This window comes from Mycobacterium sp. NGS15, from assembly GCF_059813245.1.
The window spans coordinates 308,106-326,023 of sequence record NZ_JCALEF010000001.1; the positions used below are offsets into that span (position 1 = coordinate 308,106).

At 63.2% G+C, this 17,918-nt stretch carries 20 protein-coding genes; 13 read left to right on the plus strand and 7 right to left on the minus strand.

Going from position 1 to position 17,918, the window contains the following annotated elements:
• Nucleotides 1-45: 45 nt before the first annotated feature.
• On the plus strand, nucleotides 46-822 hold the full coding sequence (locus tag AC5Y5C_RS01380; protein ID WP_499968330.1) for a glucose 1-dehydrogenase: 777 nt from the start codon (nucleotides 46-48) through the stop codon (nucleotides 820-822).
• Here AC5Y5C_RS01380 and AC5Y5C_RS01385 read toward each other — a convergent pair whose 3' ends face one another.
• Nucleotides 823-1,617, minus strand: coding sequence for an alpha/beta fold hydrolase (locus AC5Y5C_RS01385; protein ID WP_499968332.1), 795 nt, complete (start codon nucleotides 1,615-1,617; stop codon nucleotides 823-825).
• A gap of 31 nt (nucleotides 1,618-1,648) precedes the next feature.
• On the minus strand, nucleotides 1,649-2,068 hold the full coding sequence (locus AC5Y5C_RS01390) for a TIGR03618 family F420-dependent PPOX class oxidoreductase (protein ID WP_499968334.1): 420 nt from the start codon (nucleotides 2,066-2,068) through the stop codon (nucleotides 1,649-1,651).
• 75 nt (nucleotides 2,069-2,143) lie between these two features.
• Between AC5Y5C_RS01390 and AC5Y5C_RS01395 the strand changes: the two genes are divergently transcribed.
• Together AC5Y5C_RS01395 and AC5Y5C_RS01400 are read left to right on the plus strand one after the other, a co-directional pair.
• Nucleotides 2,144-2,836, plus strand: coding sequence for a hypothetical protein (locus AC5Y5C_RS01395; RefSeq protein ID WP_499968336.1), 693 nt, complete (start codon nucleotides 2,144-2,146; stop codon nucleotides 2,834-2,836).
• 75 nt (nucleotides 2,837-2,911) lie between these two features.
• Complete coding sequence (locus AC5Y5C_RS01400; RefSeq protein WP_499968338.1) at nucleotides 2,912-4,354, plus strand: carotenoid oxygenase family protein; 1,443 nt, start codon at nucleotides 2,912-2,914, stop codon at nucleotides 4,352-4,354.
• A gap of 4 nt (nucleotides 4,355-4,358) precedes the next feature.
• Here the strand turns inward: AC5Y5C_RS01400 and AC5Y5C_RS01405 are convergent, their stop codons facing one another.
• Nucleotides 4,359-5,924, minus strand: coding sequence for an acyl-CoA carboxylase subunit beta (locus tag AC5Y5C_RS01405; protein ID WP_499968340.1), 1,566 nt, complete (start codon nucleotides 5,922-5,924; stop codon nucleotides 4,359-4,361).
• Between the two features lie 110 nt (nucleotides 5,925-6,034).
• Between AC5Y5C_RS01405 and AC5Y5C_RS01410 the strand changes: the two genes are divergently transcribed.
• From AC5Y5C_RS01410 to AC5Y5C_RS01445, 8 genes are read left to right on the plus strand one after another with little or no spacing between them, the layout of a single operon-like run.
• Nucleotides 6,035-7,192 carry a LuxE/PaaK family acyltransferase gene (locus tag AC5Y5C_RS01410; protein WP_499968342.1) on the plus strand — a complete coding sequence of 386 codons (1,158 nt, stop codon included), beginning with the start codon at nucleotides 6,035-6,037 and terminating at the stop codon, nucleotides 7,190-7,192.
• Nucleotides 7,192-7,593: an iron-sulfur cluster assembly scaffold protein gene (locus tag AC5Y5C_RS01415; protein ID WP_499968344.1), complete on the plus strand. Its 402-nt coding sequence runs from the start codon at nucleotides 7,192-7,194 to the stop codon at nucleotides 7,591-7,593. The genes AC5Y5C_RS01410 and AC5Y5C_RS01415 overlap by 1 nt, the downstream gene beginning before the upstream one ends.
• Nucleotides 7,568-8,758 carry a cysteine desulfurase family protein gene (locus tag AC5Y5C_RS01420; protein ID WP_499968346.1) on the plus strand — a complete coding sequence of 397 codons (1,191 nt, stop codon included), beginning with the start codon at nucleotides 7,568-7,570 and terminating at the stop codon, nucleotides 8,756-8,758. The genes AC5Y5C_RS01415 and AC5Y5C_RS01420 overlap by 26 nt, the downstream gene beginning before the upstream one ends.
• Nucleotides 8,755-9,861: an ABC transporter permease gene (locus AC5Y5C_RS01425; protein WP_499968348.1), complete on the plus strand. Its 1,107-nt coding sequence runs from the start codon at nucleotides 8,755-8,757 to the stop codon at nucleotides 9,859-9,861. Before AC5Y5C_RS01420 ends, AC5Y5C_RS01425 begins: the two co-directional genes overlap by 4 nt.
• A gap of 5 nt (nucleotides 9,862-9,866) precedes the next feature.
• Nucleotides 9,867-10,553 (plus strand): ABC transporter ATP-binding protein, encoded by a 687-nt coding sequence (locus tag AC5Y5C_RS01430; RefSeq protein WP_499968350.1) that lies wholly within the window; start codon nucleotides 9,867-9,869, stop codon nucleotides 10,551-10,553.
• Nucleotides 10,550-10,855 (plus strand): acyl carrier protein, encoded by a 306-nt coding sequence (locus AC5Y5C_RS01435; RefSeq protein WP_499968352.1) that lies wholly within the window; start codon nucleotides 10,550-10,552, stop codon nucleotides 10,853-10,855. Before AC5Y5C_RS01430 ends, AC5Y5C_RS01435 begins: the two co-directional genes overlap by 4 nt.
• 44 nt (nucleotides 10,856-10,899) lie before the next feature.
• A complete protein-coding gene (locus AC5Y5C_RS01440) occupies nucleotides 10,900-12,525 on the plus strand; it encodes an AMP-binding protein (protein ID WP_499968354.1) in 1,626 nt (541 codons plus the stop codon).
• A gap of 1 nt (nucleotide 12,526) precedes the next feature.
• Nucleotides 12,527-13,627 (plus strand): flavin-containing monooxygenase, encoded by a 1,101-nt coding sequence (locus AC5Y5C_RS01445; RefSeq protein WP_499968356.1) that lies wholly within the window; start codon nucleotides 12,527-12,529, stop codon nucleotides 13,625-13,627.
• On the opposite strand, the gene AC5Y5C_RS01450 is transcribed toward AC5Y5C_RS01445, so the two are convergent.
• A complete protein-coding gene (locus tag AC5Y5C_RS01450; protein WP_499968358.1) occupies nucleotides 13,582-14,481 on the minus strand; it encodes an amidohydrolase family protein in 900 nt (299 codons plus the stop codon). The genes AC5Y5C_RS01445 and AC5Y5C_RS01450 overlap by 46 nt on opposite strands.
• 141 nt (nucleotides 14,482-14,622) lie before the next feature.
• Here AC5Y5C_RS01450 and AC5Y5C_RS01455 point away from each other — a divergent pair, with 141 nt between their 5' ends.
• Nucleotides 14,623-15,336 (plus strand): DUF1326 domain-containing protein, encoded by a 714-nt coding sequence (locus tag AC5Y5C_RS01455; RefSeq protein WP_499968360.1) that lies wholly within the window; start codon nucleotides 14,623-14,625, stop codon nucleotides 15,334-15,336.
• A 76-nt stretch (nucleotides 15,337-15,412) separates the two neighbouring features.
• On the opposite strand, the gene AC5Y5C_RS01460 is transcribed toward AC5Y5C_RS01455, so the two are convergent.
• Nucleotides 15,413-15,850: a GNAT family N-acetyltransferase gene (locus AC5Y5C_RS01460; RefSeq protein ID WP_499968362.1), complete on the minus strand. Its 438-nt coding sequence runs from the start codon at nucleotides 15,848-15,850 to the stop codon at nucleotides 15,413-15,415.
• A gap of 11 nt (nucleotides 15,851-15,861) precedes the next feature.
• On the minus strand, nucleotides 15,862-16,248 hold the full coding sequence (locus AC5Y5C_RS01465; RefSeq protein WP_499968364.1) for a hypothetical protein: 387 nt from the start codon (nucleotides 16,246-16,248) through the stop codon (nucleotides 15,862-15,864).
• Nucleotides 16,249-16,489: 241 nt separating this feature from the next.
• On the opposite strand from AC5Y5C_RS01465, the gene AC5Y5C_RS01470 reads away from it, so the two are divergent.
• Entirely contained in the window at nucleotides 16,490-17,278 is a 789-nt protein-coding gene (locus AC5Y5C_RS01470) for an SDR family NAD(P)-dependent oxidoreductase (protein ID WP_499968366.1), read from the plus strand.
• On the opposite strand, the gene AC5Y5C_RS01475 is transcribed toward AC5Y5C_RS01470, so the two are convergent.
• Entirely contained in the window at nucleotides 17,275-17,910 is a 636-nt protein-coding gene (locus AC5Y5C_RS01475) for a TetR/AcrR family transcriptional regulator (protein ID WP_499968368.1), read from the minus strand. The two genes, AC5Y5C_RS01470 and AC5Y5C_RS01475, sit on opposite strands and share 4 nt — an antisense overlap.
• Between the last annotated feature and the right edge of the window lie 8 nt (nucleotides 17,911-17,918).

Below are 17,918 nucleotides of genomic sequence, written 5' to 3' on the forward strand. Positions count from 1 at the left end.
GGAGAAGCTCCGCATCAGATCGTGGGGCCGTGGTTGCCTGGACTCATGAATGGCAATTCTGCTCTGCTGCAAGGAAAGAACGTCGTCGTCACTGGTGGTGCGCGCGGCCTCGGCGCGGCGTTCGCGCACCGTATTGTGTCGCACGGCGGCAGAGTCGTCATTGCCGATGTGCTCGACGACGACGGGCGGCAGCTTGCCGCCGAGCTCGGTGACTCCGCGCGATACGCCCACCTGGATGTGACCGATGCCGACCAATGGCGGGCGCTGGTCGAGACCACGCTTGCGGAGCTCGGTTCGATCGCCGGATTGGTGAACAACGCGGGGATATCCAGTGCCTCGCTGGTGGCCGATGAGCCGCTTGAACACTTCCGCAAGGTGGTCGATGTGAACCTCGTGGGCGTCTTTATCGGCATCCAGGCCGTCATCCCGCCGATGCGCGCACGTGGCGGTGGTTCGATCGTGAACATCTCGTCGGCCGCCGGTCTCGTCGGTCTGGCGCTTACCTCCGGCTATGGCGCATCGAAATGGGCCGTGCGGGGTCTGTCCAAGGTTGCCGCCGTTGAACTGGGACCCGAACGGATTCGGGTCAACTCCGTGCATCCTGGCGTTGTGTACACGCCCATGACGGCCCAGGCTGGTTTTCGGGAGGGGGAAGGCAATATGCCGATCACCGCAATGGGCCGGGTGGGGACTCCCGAGGAAGTGGCTGGCGCGGTCGCCTATCTGTTGTCGGATGCCGCGAGCTACGTCACCGGGGCCGAGCTCGCCGTGGACGGCGGCTGGACGGCCGGCCCCACCGTGAAAACAATGACGGGTCAGTAGTTACGAGAGCAGGTTCGTGATCTCCTGTGCGACCTGCGCGGGCAATTCCAGCTGCGGGAAATGCGTCGCGCCGGGCAGTCGTGTGTAGCTGAACCAGGGATTGCGTGATCGGAACTCGTCGTGGAGATCGTCGTAGACGGTGCGTTGCGGCTTACAGAAGATGTGGTGAACACGCCGTGGTTCAGTCAGCTTCTCCATACGCGACATGGGTGAGCCCCACGTGGTGTACGCATCCTCGATCACTCGTCCAGCTCGTGCCCACACGTCGAACCCGAATCCGCCCATCTCGGAACGGATGTGCCGGTTGACGGCCTCGTTGCCGCTGCCGGCCAGCCAGGCCCGGAGAAACTCGAGGCGACTGGATTGCCAGCGCTGTGGATCACCGAATGCTCTTATGCCGTTGAGGAATTCGGCGGGGGCCTCCGACATGATGAGGTCCACGATGACGATGCTCGGTACCCGTGCCGCGCCGAGACGTTCGGCGATCTCCAAGGCCGTCCAGCCGGCATGGGCATGCGCCACGGGGACGATTGACTTCACACTGAGGGCGTCGAGCAAAGCGATGACGTCTGAAACCTGTTCCGCGAGACCAAATTCTGGAACCGGTGTGCGGTCGATGCCATGACCGCGCCAGTCCATGCGAATGACACGGTGGTGAGGGACCAGGTAAGGCAATAGCTCGTCATATGTGCGGTGATCGTGGCCCCAACCGGTGAGCAGTAGGACTGCGGGGCCGTCGTCCAGGCCCTGATCGTCGAAGGTGAGCTGTGCACCATTGATGGTGATGGTGTACATCGTGAGTCTCCTGGGCAGTCAGAGGCAGGTATCAGAGGGCAGCGTGGATGCGAAGGGGATGTACCCGCACAATCGCCTCACCGGGTCCGCTGTGATGTTCGTCCACGTAGGCCACGGCGCGATCGACTCCCAGATACCGGGCGGTGATGTTTATCAGGGTGGCGCGAACCTCGGAATCGTCAGGTTCGAGCTTGGCCTCACCCTGGACCTGGACATACCGATAGGGCTCGGTCGACGTCGCCACCGTGATCACGGCGCGCGGATCTCTTTGCAATGCCCTGACTTTCAGGCTGTCCACACGCGTCACGAACTGTAGGTGATCGTCGGCGAGTCCATACCAGATGGGCAGAATAAGCGGGCGCCCGTCGCTTCCGAGGTAACCCAGCTGCCCCATCAGGCCGGGACTCGAAGCGAGGAACTGGCTGACGGTCGGATCGTGGATCGAAGTCATGGGTCCACAACCTAGGATCTCAACCGCGCTTGAGGTCAAATTCGTACTTCCGCCCGGAGCCGGTGTGCCGGAATAATGCATCGGGTGGCCCGCGTCCTCGCGATCGGAATTGCGATGCTCGCGCTCGTCGCGGTTGGGCCGCCTGCGGGATACGCCCATGCCGACCCACACACGTGTGTCCCGGGGGACCCGGCCCGCCCTCAGGCGGAGCTCTTCGCGACCAATAACACCGCGATCATCACCGACCCCGCCGATGGGCGTCTGCTGGACCCACTCGATGACTTCTCGCTGCAAGTGAGCGCGATGAGCGTTCAGAACCTGGTGCTACCCGTGCGGTCGACGCCGGTCGACGGCGTGTATTGGTCGCAGGACAACAACCGGCTGACCTACGAGCGGTCGCGGGCCTTCGAACTTGCCTGTGTGGATCGGGATGATCTGCAACGCATCGGTGAGCAGGTGGGTCGGCAGTTCGGTCAGGAATCGGTGCTCACCTTCGAATATCTACCGGCGGGGGACGCAGGGATAAATGCGGTGGCCGTGGAGGCTCCTGACATTGACCGAGTGCGACTGCACGACGCATTGGCCTCGGACGCAACCGCTCGTGAGGCGTTGGCCGGTGGGTCGGTGACCGACGACGGGTGGTTGATCCTGATCGCCGATATCAACGATGTGGACACCGCGCGGCGCCTGATCGATGTCGCCGGTGGCCATGGGCAGGACGCCACCATCCGGTACGGAAAGCGTGAGTTTGTGGAGGCGGCACAGTAACGGCTTCAGATCTGTTCAGCGGCTCTTCCCGGTGCTATACAGAGGAAGATCACCCGATCGATGTGAGGTTCTGACATGACGAGCCGTTATCTGGAGGGCGAGTACGCCCCGCTCGAACACGAATACACGTTGACCGATCTGGATGTCGACGGCACCATTCCCGCGTATCTGGACGGCCGCTATTTGCGTAACGGTCCCAACCCGGTCGGTGAGATAGATCCCGAGCTGTACCACTGGTTCATGGGTGACGGCATGGTGCACGGCATTCGTATCCGGGACGGCAAGGCCGAATGGTATCGAAATCGGTGGGTGCGTTCACCCCAGATCGCAAAGGTACTGGGCGAGCCGGTTCCAGCCGGCCACTTCAGGGTCTCGCCGATGGGTGCGAATACCAATGTCATTGGACACGCAGGCAAGACGCTGGCACTCATTGAAGGTGGGGTTTCCAACTACGAGCTCGCCGACGACTTGGATACCGTCGGAGTGTGTGATTTCGGGGGAACGCTCACCGGCGGATACACCGCGCATCCCAAGCGTGATCCGAAGACCGGTGAACTGCATGCGGTCTCCTACAGCATGCAGCGCGGAAAGTATGTGCAGTATTCGGTGATCGGGATCGATGGTCGTGCGCGGCGCAGCGTCGACATCGAGGTGAGCGGCAGCCCCATGATGCATGACTTCTCACTGACCGAGCGCCACGTCGTGTTCTACGACCTACCCGTCACCTTTGACGCCGCACAAGCCGCGTCGATGAGTGCGCCGCGGGCGCTGCGGTTGCCGGCACGCTTGCTGCTGGCGGCACTGATCGGACGGGTCCGTATTCCGGACCCCATCGCCGCGCGGCAGCCTCCGATGAAGGGTGCCGATCGTCGGCTGCCCTACTCGTGGAATCCGAAGTACCCGGCCCGGGTTGGGGTGATGCCGCGGGAGGGAGGCAGCGCCGACGTTCGATGGTTCGACGTCGAGCCGTGTTATGTGTTCCACCCGCTCAACGCGTACGACGAGGGCGAGACCGTGGTGCTGGACGTGGTGCGTCATCCGAAGATGTTCGACACCGATCACCTCGGTCCCAACGAAGGCCTGCCCACGCTGGACCGGTGGGTCGTCGATCTGGCCGATGGAAAGGTTCGCGAAACACGTATCGACGATCGCGGCCAGGAGTTTCCGCGGGTCGATGAACGCGTCGTCGGCAGGCGCCATCGGTATGGGTACGCGCCCGCGATCGGTGAGGCGGTGGCTGGCCAAAGTACGCTGTACAAACACGATTTCGTCAGAGGCGGAACTGTGGCGAGAGTCTTCGGATCCGATAAGTCTCTGGGAGAGTTTGTGTTCCACCCATCGTCGGATGACTCCGCAGAGGACGACGGTGTGCTGATGGGTTACATCTACGATAGGGCCACCGATCGCAGCGCCCTGACCATTCTGGATGCACAGACCTTGGAGGATGTGGCAAGCATCAAACTGCCCCATCGGGTGCCGAGCGGATTCCACGGCAACTGGGTTCCGAGCGCCGGCTGAGCTGCTACCAGGTGTCGACGACAGATCTGCGTGGCGGCAGTGGTTCCCGCATGGCCGCAGCGAACGTCGAGGCGATGAGCGATCGCGTCTCGGCCGGGTCGATCACGTCGTCGATCTCGAAGATCTGCGCGGCGTTGAGCGCCTTGGCATTCTCTTGTGCTGCCGCTGTGCCCTGACGCACGGCTTCCTCCCGGGCCGCCTCGTCGGGAATCGCTTCCAATTCCTTACGCAGCCCCAGTCGCACCGCGCCCTCCAGGCCCATGGGTCCCAGATGCGCGCCCGGCCAGGCCACCGTCAGCAGTGGTTCATGCAGGCTGCCGCCGGTCATGGCTTGTGCGCCAAGGCCATATCCGCGCCGCAGGATGACCGAAACAAGCGGTACACGTAGCGCCGCACCGGCGACGAGCATGCGCGATGCACGCCGGACCAGTGCATCGGCCTCTGCGGCGGGACCCACCATGTATCCCGGGCAGTCGACCAGCGAGAGCAGCGGTAAGCCGAAGGCATCGCACAGCTGCAGAAACCGGGCGGCCTTATCCGATGCGGCCGCGGTGATCGCTCCGGCCATCACCATCGAATTGTTGGCGAGAATGCCAACGGCGCGGCCCTCGATGCGCGCGAGGGCCGTCACCATCTCGGGGGCGAACTTCTCCCGCAGGAACGTCACCGAGCCTTCATCGGCGAGCGTCTCGATGATCGGTGCCACCGGATAAGCCCTCCGTGCCCGCTCGGGAATCATTGTCCGCAAGACGGTTTGATCCGTTTCCTGTCCGGGCGCTATCGCCCCCTGGAAATACCCGATGAGCCGTTTGGTGACGGCGACGGCCTGCTGCTCGTCGTCGACGACCACGTCCACGACCCCATTGGGTGATTGCACCGACAACGGCCCGACCTCATCCGGATGCACCTCACCGAGTCCGCCGCCGGCGATCATGGCCGGGCCACCCATGCCGATCGAGGTGTCCTTGGTCGCCACGATCAGATCCGAGCAACCCGCGATGACGGCATTGCCCGCGAAGCACCGGCCCTTGACCACCGAGATCCGCGGCACAACTCCCGATAGTGCGGCCCACAACTTGAATGCGCGGACATCGAGCATCGAGACCACGGGATAGTCGGTGTCGCCGGGACGCCCGCCGCCGCCCTCGGCGAAGAACACCGTGGGCAGCTTCATGCGTTCGATGAGATCGAACAGTCTGTCCTTCTTATGATGTCCGAGCGCGCCCTGCGTTCCGGCGAGCACGGTGTAGTCATAGGACAGCACGGCGCACGCGCTGCGCTCGGGGCCGAACATATCGGCGTTGACTCGTGCCGTCCCGGCGACGAGGCCATCGGCGGGTGTGCGGGCGATCAAGTCGGCGATGTCGCGTCGTCCACGCTGCGCGGCGATGGCGAATCGCCCGTATTCCACGAAGGACCCCACATCTACCAGATCGGCGATGTTCTCGCGTGCCGTGCGACCGCCGGTCGCATGACGGCGGGCAACCGCATCGGGGCGGGCGGCGTCCTCGGTGAGCGCACGTCGTCTCAGTAGCTCGGCGTGGTCCATGCGCAGTGGTTCGTCAGCCATAGTCCGGACTCTTCCATAACGCCCCGAAACTCTGCGGGAACTTTTCCTCACGATGATTCGACCACTCCACCGGTGCCCTTGATGGGCTAGGCAATCAAAGGAGATGCGCAGTGGATGTGGTCACCATGCTCGGGATGCCTGGAGAAGCCCTCCGGGTGACGCGGGACGACTGGCGGCGGTCGCTCACCGACGTGGTGCGTCAGGCCTTCGCGTTGCACTTCGACCGCAACGGGTTCTATCGCGCCCAGTGCGACGCCGTCGGCCTCACCCCTAGTGACATTCGGGACTGGACTGACTTGCAGTGCATCCCCCTGCTTCCGGTCAGTATGTTCAAACAGGCTGGTGCGCATGTGCTCATGACCTGCGGGCTTGAGGATGTCGAGATCGAGATCCGGTCTACCGGCACGAGCGGCGTGCCGTCGGTGGCGCGACGCGATGCGACGACGGTGACCCGGGCGTCGGTAGGAATCTTCGGTGGATACCGGGACTTCTTCGGTATTTCCCAGGGCGCGGGGCTATTTCTGTGCCCGTCCACCGCCGAGGTGCCCGAGATGGGCATGGTCAAGATCTTCAACCTTCTCACCGGCATGCTCGACGATCACCGCTACATCGTGCGTGAATACTCCTTCGATCCCGAGGAAGCGTTGGCGCAGCTGCGGAGCTGGGAGGGGAGGATGACCCGGCACCTGATCGGTCCACCGTTCATCATCGCCCGGTTCCTCAAATACCTGGAGCTCGAGGACATTCCGCTAACCCTCGATCCCGACTCGCTGATCATCATGCTTGGCGGCTGGAAGCAGTACACCGGAAACTCGATCAGCCGAGACGACTTCAACGAGAAGGCGCAGCGCGTGCTGGGCATCGACCGCACCCGAATCCGCGACATGTACGGGATGATCGAGTCCAACATGCTCGCTATCGAGTGCGAGCATCAGCGTAAGCATGTCCCGCCGTGGTGCTACATCTCGATTCGGGACGTCACCGACGCGACCGTCGAGCTCGAACCCGGTAAGACCGGTGGCATAGCGATCCTTGACGCGCTGAACACGGCATACCCCGGTTTCCTGCTCTCCGACGACATCGGTGAGGTAGGTGAGGGAGACTGCCCTTGTGGCCGTACCGGTCAGACCGTGAAGTTCCGGCGGCGTCGGCAGGGCGCCGAACTGGGCTGCTGTGCCGTGAGTATCGAAAAGTACATCGACTCACGGGAAGTCGTAGCCGAGTGTGAGCTGGTTTCGGCTGGGTCTTCTCAAGGGGCGGGCGCCTAGTGCCCCGGTTCAGTCCGACGGTGGTCGACCACTTCACCAACCCGCGCAACTCGGGCCGCCTGACGCAGGCCGATGTCACCGCCTTCATCGGAAATCCGGTGTGTGGGGATCAGATCCTGTTGACCGCGCAGGTCCGCGAGGATGCCGTAAGTCAGGTCGGATTCGAGGCCTACGGATGCTCGGCTTCCCTGGCGGTCGCGTCCATCCTCACCGAGCGACTCGCCGGTATGTCGGTGGAGGCGATCGCGACGATCGCGGCGACGCAGGTCGCGGAATGGTCGGGGGGCCTCTCGCCGGAACAGCAGCATGTCGCAGCCCTCGGCGCCGATGTCGCCCAACGCTTAGCCAACAACTACCGCAACGGAATTGACGAAGATGTCAGCACCATCCCTGGTACGTAGTCCATCCGTGCAGATGGCGCGGACTGAGATCTACTTGGACTACGCCGCCACCGCACCCCTGCATCCCCGGGCCGCACAGGCGGTATTGAGCGGACACCGGCTGGTGGGTAATCCGTCGAGCCGCCACGGCGCCGGACGTGATGCCGCCGATGCCCTCACCGATGCCCGCCAGACCATCGCTGCGCTGTTCGGAGCCGATGCCGACGAGGTGGTGCTGACTTCCGGTGGAAGTGAGGCGAACACCCTAGCGCTGTGGGGAACCTTTGCCGCCGTGGGATTTCGGGGCCACTGCGTGACCTCATCCATTGAGCACCCGGCCGTCGTGGCGAACGCTCATGCGCTGCAGGACCTGGGCGTGGAGGTGACCTTCGTGGATCCGGCACCGACGGGACATGTCGATGCCGTGGATGTCGCTCGGGCGCTGCGCCGCGATACCGTGCTGGTCTCGGTGATGCACGCAAACAACGAGACGGGCGCCATCCAGCCTGTCCGGGAGATCGCCGATATCGCCACGCGATCGGGTGCTGCCCTCCATGTGGACGCCGTGCACACGGCGGGCAAGCTCGACCTGACATGCGTTGGCGCCACGATGATCTCGGTGTCGGCGCACAAGTTCGGTGGCCCACGCGGTATGGGCGCACTACTGGTGCGGCACGGACACCACCTGTTGCCGGTCATGCGCGGCGGACCGCAGGAGAACCGGCTGCGCGCGGGCACAGAGAACGTTCCCGGTGCGCTCGGCATGGCCGCGGCGGCCGACGTGTGTCTGCGCACGGCGTCATCGGGATATCGGCTGGCAATGCGAGATCGGCGCGAGCAGCTGATCGCCGGGCTTCGCCCCGTGGGCGGTGTGTATCTCAACGTGACCGAGCCGGTACTGGAGGAGACCGTCAGCGTGCGCTTCGACGGCATTCGTGCCGACACCCTCGCCGACGATCTCGACATGCACGGCATCTACGTATCCACCGGATCGGCGTGCCATGCCGGCGAAGACTCGGTTTCTCATGTGCTGCAAGCAATGGGGCTGACCGAGGACCAGGCGCGGGGCACGGTGCGATTCTCGATGGGCCCGGATGTGTCACCGGAGGATGTCGAGAGAGTCGTCGCGGTCACCACCCGGGCCGTGCAGAGGCTGCGTGCCATGGCAGGCGGGATGGTCCGATGATCGTCGCCGTCAAGAACCTTGTCGCCGAGCGTGCCCGATTCGTCCTCTCGGTGATCGGGGTTGCCGTCGCGGTGATCCTGGTGCTGGTGATGTCCGGCATTTTTGTGGGCACCACCAATCAGGTCACCACCTATATCGACCACTCCAAGGGTGCAGTGTGGGTAGTTCAGCCCGGCGTTTCTCAGATGTTCCGTGCGGTGTCGTGGCTGCCCGGCGACGGCAAGGATCGGTTGCTCAAGGTTCCCGGTGTGCAGTCGGTAGAACCGATCCTCGGCCTGCCATCCGATTTCGTGCACGACGGCGGGCACACCGCGTACTTCGTCGTCGGATACGACACGGCCACCGGTGTGGGAGGCCCGTGGTCATTGTCGGAGGGCCGCAACGTGAGTGGCACCGGCGAGGTTGTGCTCGATCGAGTGCTGGCCAAGAAGAACAAGATCCACGTCGGTGACGCCGTGCAGCTCGTGGACGGTGAATTCACGGTTGTGGGTCTGTCCAACCAGACCGCCGCGGTGGGCAACTTCTACGCTTTCATCTCACTGCCGGATGCCGCGCACCTGCTGCGTGCAGGAAATCGCGTGTCCTACTTTCTGATTCAACCTGCCGAGGGATTAACAGCGGACCAGGTCGCAGACTCGGTCCGCAGAACGGTTCCTGGGATGGACGCGCTCACCTCGGTCACTTTCGCCGAGAACAGCCGCGCGATCGTCATCTCGATGATCGGGCGACCGTTGAAGACGATGATCGGCATCGCCGCGCTTGTCGGGGTGGCGCTCGTGGGGTTGACCGTTCTCGCGGTGACCACCGAACAGATGAGTGACTTCGGAGTGCTCCGCGCACTGGGCGTCCGTCCGGCACAATTGTGCCGCACCGTGATTACCCAGGCCATCTTGATCGCCGGACTCGGATATCTGTCCGGCGCGGGTGTCACCTATGGGGTGCAGTTCCTGGTGAAGGATCGGCTGGGAGACGTCACGGTCGAGGTCACGCCCACCATGCTCGCGGCGATGGCGGCGGCCACCGCTGTCATGGCGATCATCGGATCACTGATTCCTGTCCGGCGGGTGACACGGATAGACCCTGCTCAGGCCTTCCGGAGGTGAGTTCGATGAATCCTGTTTTGCAACTTGAGAATGTGGAGCACCAGTACGGCACCGGCGACGCGTCGGTGCGCGCGCTGCGGGGTCTGGATCTGACGGTCAAACCCCACGAGGTGGTGCTGGTTGTCGGACCGTCAGGCGGAGGTAAAACGACCGCGCTTCTCGTCATGGGGCTGTTGCTGACCCCGGGCTCGGGGTGCGTCCGGATCGACGGCCAGGACGTTGGTGAACTCGGCGAGCGGGAACGATCGCGAATCAGGTTGGAGCGCTTAGGCTTTCTATTTCAGGAGTACAATCTTCTCAACGCGCTGACGAGCGCAGAGAACGTGGCGCTGCCGCTGCGTTATGCCGGGGTGGGCAAGGATGCCGCCATGTCACGTGCTCGAGAACTGCTGGGGGAGCTCGGGTTGGCGCATCGCACGGATTACCGACCGTCGTCTCTTTCGGGTGGCGAGAAACAACGGGTAGCCGCGGCCAGGGCTCTGGTTGCACGCCCCGGTCTGGTGCTTGCCGACGAGCCGACCGCGAACCTGGATTCGGCCACCGGTAAGAAGGTGGCCGAGCAACTTGCGGATGCCGCGAGGACTCAGGGGGCGGCGGTGGTGATCGTGACGCACGATCTGCGCCTCACGGGAATCGCCGACCGCGTGCTGCACCTTGAGGACGGTGTGCTGCTGGAGAAGGAGGAACAATGACGGAAACCGTTGTGCTACCCGATGATATGGAGATCGTCAATGCGCTTCGCGAGGCTTTGACCCGGCTGCTTCCCCCGGAAGATCTGACACAGGTCGACCTCGACGCGGTTGATGCCGATTCCCCGTTACTCGCCCTGCCCGTCGACTCGGTGGTGCTGATGGCGCTGATGAACGAGCTGGAGGATAGGTTCAAGGTCTTCATTCCGGAAGAGGAAGCCTTCGCGTTCACGGTGGTAGGCGATATCGGAGCGTTTATTCGTCAGCGTCTTCGCGATAAGGCGAAACGCCGCGAACAGGCATGAGTGACACTGCGATTCGTCAACATGCGGAGGCGAACGCTCCGGCTATGGTGTCCGGGGCGATTGACTACGCGCTGCTGCTGCGCTCGGAGCTGGAGCAGATCGACTTCTACGACTCGCGTAGCCATCTGTACACCCTTGCCCCAGTAGATCTGGTTCATACCACACGGATCCGTGCCGCCGCGCTGACCGCGCGGGGCCTTCGCCGAGGCGACCGGGTGGCAATGATCGCGGCCAGCGACGAGGAGTATCTGACCACGCTGCTGGCTGTGCTGCTGCTGGGTGCGGTACCGTGCGCGATCGCGCCCCCGCCGACTCCGTCGCGGCCGGAATCCGCGGGTGTGGCGCACCTGGGTGCGGCGCTGGGCGTGCTGAACCCAGCCATGGTCGTCGCACCACCGCGGGTCGCGGTGGCGGTTACGCACCCGGTAGTCGTGACGTATGACGCGCTGACGGATACCGATCCGATTGATTGGGAGCGTTATTCGCGGCCGAATCCGGGCGATATCCACCACATCCAGCTCACCTCAGGATCCACGTCGGCTCCCAAAGCGGTGCTGTTGACGCACGGCAATGTGGTCCACAACGCCAGCGCAATCGCCTATGGCACCAGGGCGTTGCGCGGACGGGATCGGGTGTTCAGCTGGCTGCCGTTCTACCATGACATGGGGTTCATTCAGGTGCTGGCAGCAATGCTCTATGGCCTGCCCATCGGGGTGATGACGCCGATGGGATTTCTACGGGATCCGATGTCCTGGCTGAGACACATGTCCCAGCACGGGTCGACACACACCGCGGGCCCGCCATTCGCGTACCGTGCGGTATCAGAAGCGATCTCGCGCGGTGGCGCACCCACAGACCTGGACTTGTCGTCGCTGCGTCACGCCTACGTGGGTGCCGAGCCGATTCCGTTCTCGGTGCTGCGTGAGGTCACCGAAAGACTTGCACCACTGGGGATGCAGACAGACGTGTTGGTGCCGTGCTATGGCATGGCTGAAACGGTGCTTGCGACAACTGTTGCGCTGCAACCCTGTGCGTCTGATGCGTCGTCTTTCGGCAGGGTGCGGGTTGGTCGTAGGCCGGATGACGACCAACCTGTCGTGTCCTGTGGACAGGTGTTGGATGGTTTGGAACTTCGGATCGTCGCCCCCGACGGCGGGCTATCGCCAGACGGCGCGGTGGGCGATATCCAGGTGAGCGGTCCGTCGGTAATGTCGGGCTACTTGACCGCAGACGGCGGGATCGCGTCACCCCCGGGGGGATGGCATGACACTGGGGACCGGGGCTTTGTCGCCGAGGGTGAACTATTCGTGGTGGGCCGTCACAAAGAGATGCTCATCGTGCGAGGTCGCAATTTTCCGCCTTACGACATCGAGCGAGAAATCGACGGGATGTCCGGCGTGGGCGGTGTTTCCGTCGTCTTCTCCCTGCATGACGAAAGCCGGGCCCGCGAGTCAGTCGTAGCCGTCGTTGGAACACGGGCGGCAGCCGACGAGTATAAGGAACTTCGCACGCGCATCGCAGGTGGTGTGCGCGCAGCCTTCGGGTTCTCCCTCGATGAGGTGGTGCTGGTTCCGGCACGCACAATTCCCAGGACCACCAGCGGAAAACGTCAGCGGCTCACGGTGCGCGAGGCATATCGGGCGGGACTCCTGACGTGCGCGGTTGATTGACATGTCGCAAGAATGGGACGCCGTGGTGATCGGTGCCGGGCAGGCGGGTCTCGCTGCCGCGACAGCATTGATAGACAGAGGATTACGTCCGGTAGTCCTGGACGCGGACTCGGAGCCCGGAGGTGCGTGGAAGCACTACTACAACAGTCTGGCCCTGTTCAGCCCTGCTCGATACTCCGGCATGGTTGGTGCGCCGTTCCCCGGTGATCCCGATGGCTATCCGCGACGCGACCACGTGGTCAGATACCTAAACGGATACGCCGAACAGCTCGGCGCCGAGACGTGGTCGCGTTGTCGAGTGGTGCGCGTCGGCAAAGAGGCGGAAAGATATACGGTGCTGACCGAGAGCGGCGACGTGTTAATCACGCGGATCGTGGTATCGGCCACCGGAAGTTACGGAAACCCTTATATCCCAGCGATTTCCGGATCAGAATTGTACCTTGGTCGCCAGCTGCATGCGGCGCAGTATCGTGAGATCGCGCCATTCAGCGGTCAGCGGGTGGTTGTGGTTGGCGCGGGAAACTCTGCGGTGCAGATTGCGGTAGAGCTTGCGCAGGCGGCGGATGTCACGTTGGCCACACGCGGACGTCTGCGCCTGGTACCGCAACGCCCGTTCGGATTTGACATGCATTTCTGGTACGCGCGAACAGGTCTCGACGCAGCACCGGTGGGCACGTGGCTGCCCCGACGCCCAACGGCCCCAGTGTTCGACGATGGGCGTTACCGGGCGGCATTCGACACCGGACGCCCTGATCGCCGAAAGATGTTCACGCACTTGGATGGTGACGGCGTGGTGTGGGCCGACGGTAGTTCCGAACCGGTTGACGTGATCATCTGGGCAACGGGGTACAGGCCAGACGTTGGCCATCTGGCGAGTCTGGGCGCATTGAACGCCAAAGGTGTCCCGCGACACCGGAACGGGGTGTCGACCACTCATCAAGGGCTGGGTTACGTAGGACTCGAGTGGCAGCGTTCGCTGTCATCGGCCACGCTACGCGGAGTCGGTAGAGACGCCGCATTTACTGTTGACCAGCTTCTGCGACAGCGAGATACAGGTCATTGTGTGCGATCCAGCTCAAAAAGCCCAGCGCCATTGCGGTAGAGGACATCACGCATCCAGCTGTCGTCGACACCGGGCACGGCCCGCAACGCGTTGATCGCCTCGGCATATCCGTAGGGGATGTTCGGGAAGTCGCTGCCGAAGAAGATCTTGTGCCCGAGATCCATAAGCCGTGGGTAGGCGGATTCCGGAAACGGCGCCTTCTCGTTGGAGAACGTGGTGAAGGCCATGGTGGTATCGAGACGTACCTCGTCGTATCCCGTAGCGATATCGAGGAAGTCGGAGTATTCGGGCATGCCCATATGCGCGATGATCAGGCGTAGTCGCGGGAACTGTTTCAGTAGCATCTGGATTGGCTCGGGCCCGGTGAATTCGCCCGGCGCTGGGCCGGAGCCGCAATGGATCACCACCGGAACTCCGGCATCCTCGAGGAGACCCCACACGGGCAGGAGTAGCGGATCGATGGGGGAGAACGCGCCAACCTGAATGTGGACCTTGAAGACACGGGCTCCCGCCTCGATGGCCTCGCGCACGTAGTCGACGGCGTTGGGTTCGGGAAAGAAGGTGGCGGTGTGGATGCAGTCCGGGGTCTGCGCAGCGAACTGAGTCGCCCACCGGTTCAGCCAGGCAGCCATCTGCGGTTTGTGCGCGTAGATCAACGAGGTGAAACGGAGCACCCCGAACTCCCGCAGCGTCTGCACCCGCTGAGACTCCTCGGTGCGGTACGTGATCGGCCAGGGTCGCCCGATCAGAGGCCCGGCCGAGTCGAAGTAGGCCCACACCTTGTCCATGACGGATTTGGGCATGAAGTGGGTATGCACGTCCACGATCCCCGGAATCTCCAGCTCCTGCCGGATCTGTCTGATGGGCGCGGGGTCAAAGGCTGATGCGGGCATAGACCTATCTATATCAATCGATCTGTCCAGCGCGGCAATAGCCCGAAATATACCCCCTAGGGGTACTTGCCAAGTCCGGGTGACCGCTGCTACGTTCACATGGTCAGATACCCCCATGGGGTATGGAAAGGAATGGATGAAATGTCGGATACGGATAGCTACGACTGGAATCTCAAGGGCGATTGGTTCGATGTGTGCAGCTGTAAGCTGCCTTGCCCGTGCAGTTTCGCGCAGGAACCCACACATGGGGACTGCCTCTTCACCTTGGTGTGGCATGTCAGCGAAGGCCATTGGGGCGACGTTGACTTGAGCAATCTGGGTGTGGTCGCCCAGGGTGAGTTCAAGGGGAACATGTGGATAGGTGACCCGGACGCGACCATGAAGCTGATGTTTTACATCGATGAGTCCGCGGACGCTCGTCAGCGCATCGCGCTCGAGCGAATCTTCACCGGTAAAGAGGGCGGTTGGCCGGCGGAGTTCGCGAGCCTCATTGAGGAACTGCGCGGCATCGAGTACGTCCCGATCAACTTCGACAAGGCCGATGACCTCGCGAGCTGGGGTGCCGAGATCCCTGGCAAGGTGGATCTACGTGTCGAGGCGCTGACCGGCCCGACCGCCGATCCCAGCCGTCGGGTCACGACCGCGAACGCACCCGGCGCGGAAGTCGGGCCGGGTCAGGTTGCGACCTGGGGTGTGGTCAAGAAGGACCACTCCGTCGGATTCGAATGGTCGCATGAGCATCGCGGGGAATCGAGCAAGCACTTCCCGTTCGATTGGCGTCCTGACGGCAACGTTGAGGTTGTGTCAGAGGAGTTGGCGTCGGCCCAGCAGGGTGGATGTTGCTGCTCGGACTGAGCGGACCGGCCGGACCAGAAACGCCCACCGATATTAATCGGTGGGCGTTTCTGGATCGTCGGCGCTCTGAGAAATCCTATGGCCGCCACACCATCATCAAATGGGCATCCGTGAACCCGGAGCGCCGGTAGAGAGGTATCGAAAGCTCGGACGGAGAGAGCACGAGTTTCGCGTACCGCCGACGCTCGGCTTCCGTAAGCACGGTCTGAATGAGTTCTGCGCCGATGCCGAGACCCCGGGCGGAGGGAAGGACGTACAGGTGCCCTAGGTACCCCCAGCTTGCCGTCGCGCGAGTGTTGGGACTGGGCATCCGTTCGTGCGCGGTCACGCACACCATCCCGACCGCGCGCCCTTGGTAGTGCGCCGTCCACACGGTGCGTGAACTCATCCAGGACGCGACCTGGGACACGAACTCAGGTGACGGCGTTTCGGCGATATGACAATCCACAACGTCCTCGTGTGCCCAATGCCAACGTAATCCGGCGACATCGACAGGATCACCGATGGTGATCATCAGGTGCCGCATTACGGCGTCATCGTTGTTGGAAGACCAAAGACCCGGCGGATCAACAGCACTCGGAGGCTCCATCGATGTGGATGTGTGACGGTTCCGGTGATGGAGCGTTCGAGATTGTCTAACAATTGTTCGACGACCGCGTCGTGTGCCGGAACCACGAGAGCCGTGAGCTTGATCCAATTGCTGACGCCGCATTCAAGGTCGAGGGTGTGCCGCACCAGCACTCCGGCGCGGCGGGGCACCGCTTCCAAGACATGTCGGCCGTCGATGACGTTCCCATTCACGCTGTCGAAGGTGAACTCGACGAACCGTCCAGGAACATATGCGGTGCGTGTGTATCGGATTTTCCCATGTCCGCCGCTGGCCCCTTCAGACAGCGGACGGTCCAAGATCATTGGGCTCCAGTCAGTCCCGGGCCAGAATCGATCTGTGGGTGATCCGAGGGTGGCGAACAACGGCTCGAGCACGTCGAGGCTTGTTCCTGGAAATTGCCGTTCGTGAACGTTTCTGACTCGCCAGCTGGGTACTGCACTGCGGCCGGTCCAGCGGACGCGCGGACGATGGAACGAGCTCATGATCCCAAGTCAATCAGCCCGCCGGGAATGAACTCGGGTGCGGTGAGACTTCAATAGACACGTGAACATCGATCTGACCGGTAAGACCGCCTTAGTCACAGGGTCCACGCAGGGGATTGGACTGGAAATCGTTCGGCAGCTCGCCGCCAGTGGTGCGCGGGCTGTGGTGAATGGTCGCTCGCAGGACCGCGTCGATGCGGCCATCGCCGAGATTGGGCTTCAGAACGGCAGTGTCATCGGAGTCGCTGCGGACGTTTCCACTGCCGAGGGAGTCGAACTGCTCCGCGAGCAGCTCCCCGAGGTGGACATCCTGGTCAACAACTTGGGCATCTTCGGTGCCATACCGGCACGTGAGATCACCGACGAACAGTGGCGGAACTACTTCGAGGTGAACGTGCTGTCCGCGGTGCGCCTTATTCGCGCGTACTTGCCGGGAATGATCGACGCCGGATGGGGCCGCATCATTCAGATCGCCAGTGACTCGGCGATTGTCATTCCGCAGGAGATGATCCACTACGGGGTCTCCAAGACCGCGTTGTTAGGGGTCACGCGTGGGTTCGCGAAGGACGCCGCCGGCTCTGGTGTCACTGTGAACTCGGTCATCGCCGGGCCCACGCACACCGCGGGCGTCGAGGACTTCGTCTACCAGCTTGTCGATACGTCGCTGCCCTGGGATGAGGCACAGCGTGAGTTCATGAAAAAGCATCGGCCCCAGTCGCTACTGCAGCGTTTGATCGAACCGGCGGAGATCGCCAACTTGGTCGTGTACCTCAGCTCCTCGTTCGCTTCCGCGACAACGGGCGCTGCGGTGCGTGCCGACGGCGGGTACGTGGATTCAATCCTGCCCTAGCGGCCACTGGGCGTTGCGGAGAGCGTCTCGTCGATATCCAGAACGGTGACGAGGGTGCGCACCCACCACCGCCGTTGTTGGCGGCCTCGGCTCGCGTCTGGTTCGAGAATGCCGGCGCTGCGGCGAAATGCCGCTCCGTAAGCAGTTTCGGTGGCCAGCGCCTGATGCAGAGCGGCGACGGCAAGACGGGTGTCATCGCGCGGCGGTCGGCGACCGTGAGATGGCTTCCGGGCTGCGTGAAGGGTATCGACGACGGGATTGAGTAGACCGGCACCGTCATCGCGCCACCCTGCAGCGTGAAGGGCGATGGCCAACTCCCCGTAGCCGTCTTCATAGACATCTGCGATGCAGTCCACCAATTCAGACACCTGTGCGCCGCGACTGACCCAGTCGTGGGTGGCGTGCTCGACTGCGTCGCGGATCCGGGTACCGCCGTGATGCAGTAGCGCCACGAGCAGGCCGTCGCGGTTCTTGAAGTGGTGGGTGATACCCGCATCGGTCATACCGACTCGGGTGGCGACGGCGCGTACCTCGACGGCATGCGGACCGGCCTCGACAAGAAGCTCCTCGGCGGCATTGAGTATCAACGACTTCGCCTCGTCGGGGCGTCGGCGAGTTCGAGGCTGGCCCATGCGGGACA

Excerpts from the sequence above, each read along its gene's own strand:
- AC5Y5C_RS01380 (WP_499968330.1), top strand. The coding sequence starts at position 46 with ATGAATGGCAATTCTGCTCTGCTGCAAGGAAAGAACGTCGTCGTCACT.
- AC5Y5C_RS01385 (WP_499968332.1), bottom strand. The coding sequence starts at position 1,617 with ATGTACACCATCACCATCAATGGTGCACAGCTCACCTTCGACGATCAG.
- AC5Y5C_RS01390 (WP_499968334.1), bottom strand. The coding sequence starts at position 2,068 with ATGACTTCGATCCACGATCCGACCGTCAGCCAGTTCCTCGCTTCGAGT.
- AC5Y5C_RS01395 (WP_499968336.1), top strand. The coding sequence starts at position 2,144 with ATGCATCGGGTGGCCCGCGTCCTCGCGATCGGAATTGCGATGCTCGCG.
- AC5Y5C_RS01400 (WP_499968338.1), top strand. The coding sequence starts at position 2,912 with ATGACGAGCCGTTATCTGGAGGGCGAGTACGCCCCGCTCGAACACGAA.
- AC5Y5C_RS01405 (WP_499968340.1), bottom strand. The coding sequence starts at position 5,924 with ATGGCTGACGAACCACTGCGCATGGACCACGCCGAGCTACTGAGACGA.
- AC5Y5C_RS01420 (WP_499968346.1), top strand. The coding sequence starts at position 7,568 with ATGTCAGCACCATCCCTGGTACGTAGTCCATCCGTGCAGATGGCGCGG.
- AC5Y5C_RS01425 (WP_499968348.1), top strand. The coding sequence starts at position 8,755 with ATGATCGTCGCCGTCAAGAACCTTGTCGCCGAGCGTGCCCGATTCGTC.
- AC5Y5C_RS01430 (WP_499968350.1), top strand. The coding sequence starts at position 9,867 with ATGAATCCTGTTTTGCAACTTGAGAATGTGGAGCACCAGTACGGCACC.
- AC5Y5C_RS01435 (WP_499968352.1), top strand. The coding sequence starts at position 10,550 with ATGACGGAAACCGTTGTGCTACCCGATGATATGGAGATCGTCAATGCG.
- AC5Y5C_RS01440 (WP_499968354.1), top strand. The coding sequence starts at position 10,900 with ATGGTGTCCGGGGCGATTGACTACGCGCTGCTGCTGCGCTCGGAGCTG.
- AC5Y5C_RS01445 (WP_499968356.1), top strand. The coding sequence starts at position 12,527 with ATGTCGCAAGAATGGGACGCCGTGGTGATCGGTGCCGGGCAGGCGGGT.
- AC5Y5C_RS01450 (WP_499968358.1), bottom strand. The coding sequence starts at position 14,481 with ATGCCCGCATCAGCCTTTGACCCCGCGCCCATCAGACAGATCCGGCAG.
- AC5Y5C_RS01455 (WP_499968360.1), top strand. The coding sequence starts at position 14,623 with ATGTCGGATACGGATAGCTACGACTGGAATCTCAAGGGCGATTGGTTC.
- AC5Y5C_RS01460 (WP_499968362.1), bottom strand. The coding sequence starts at position 15,850 with ATGATCACCATCGGTGATCCTGTCGATGTCGCCGGATTACGTTGGCAT.
- AC5Y5C_RS01465 (WP_499968364.1), bottom strand. The coding sequence starts at position 16,248 with ATGATCTTGGACCGTCCGCTGTCTGAAGGGGCCAGCGGCGGACATGGG.
- AC5Y5C_RS01475 (WP_499968368.1), bottom strand. The coding sequence starts at position 17,910 with ATGGGCCAGCCTCGAACTCGCCGACGCCCCGACGAGGCGAAGTCGTTG.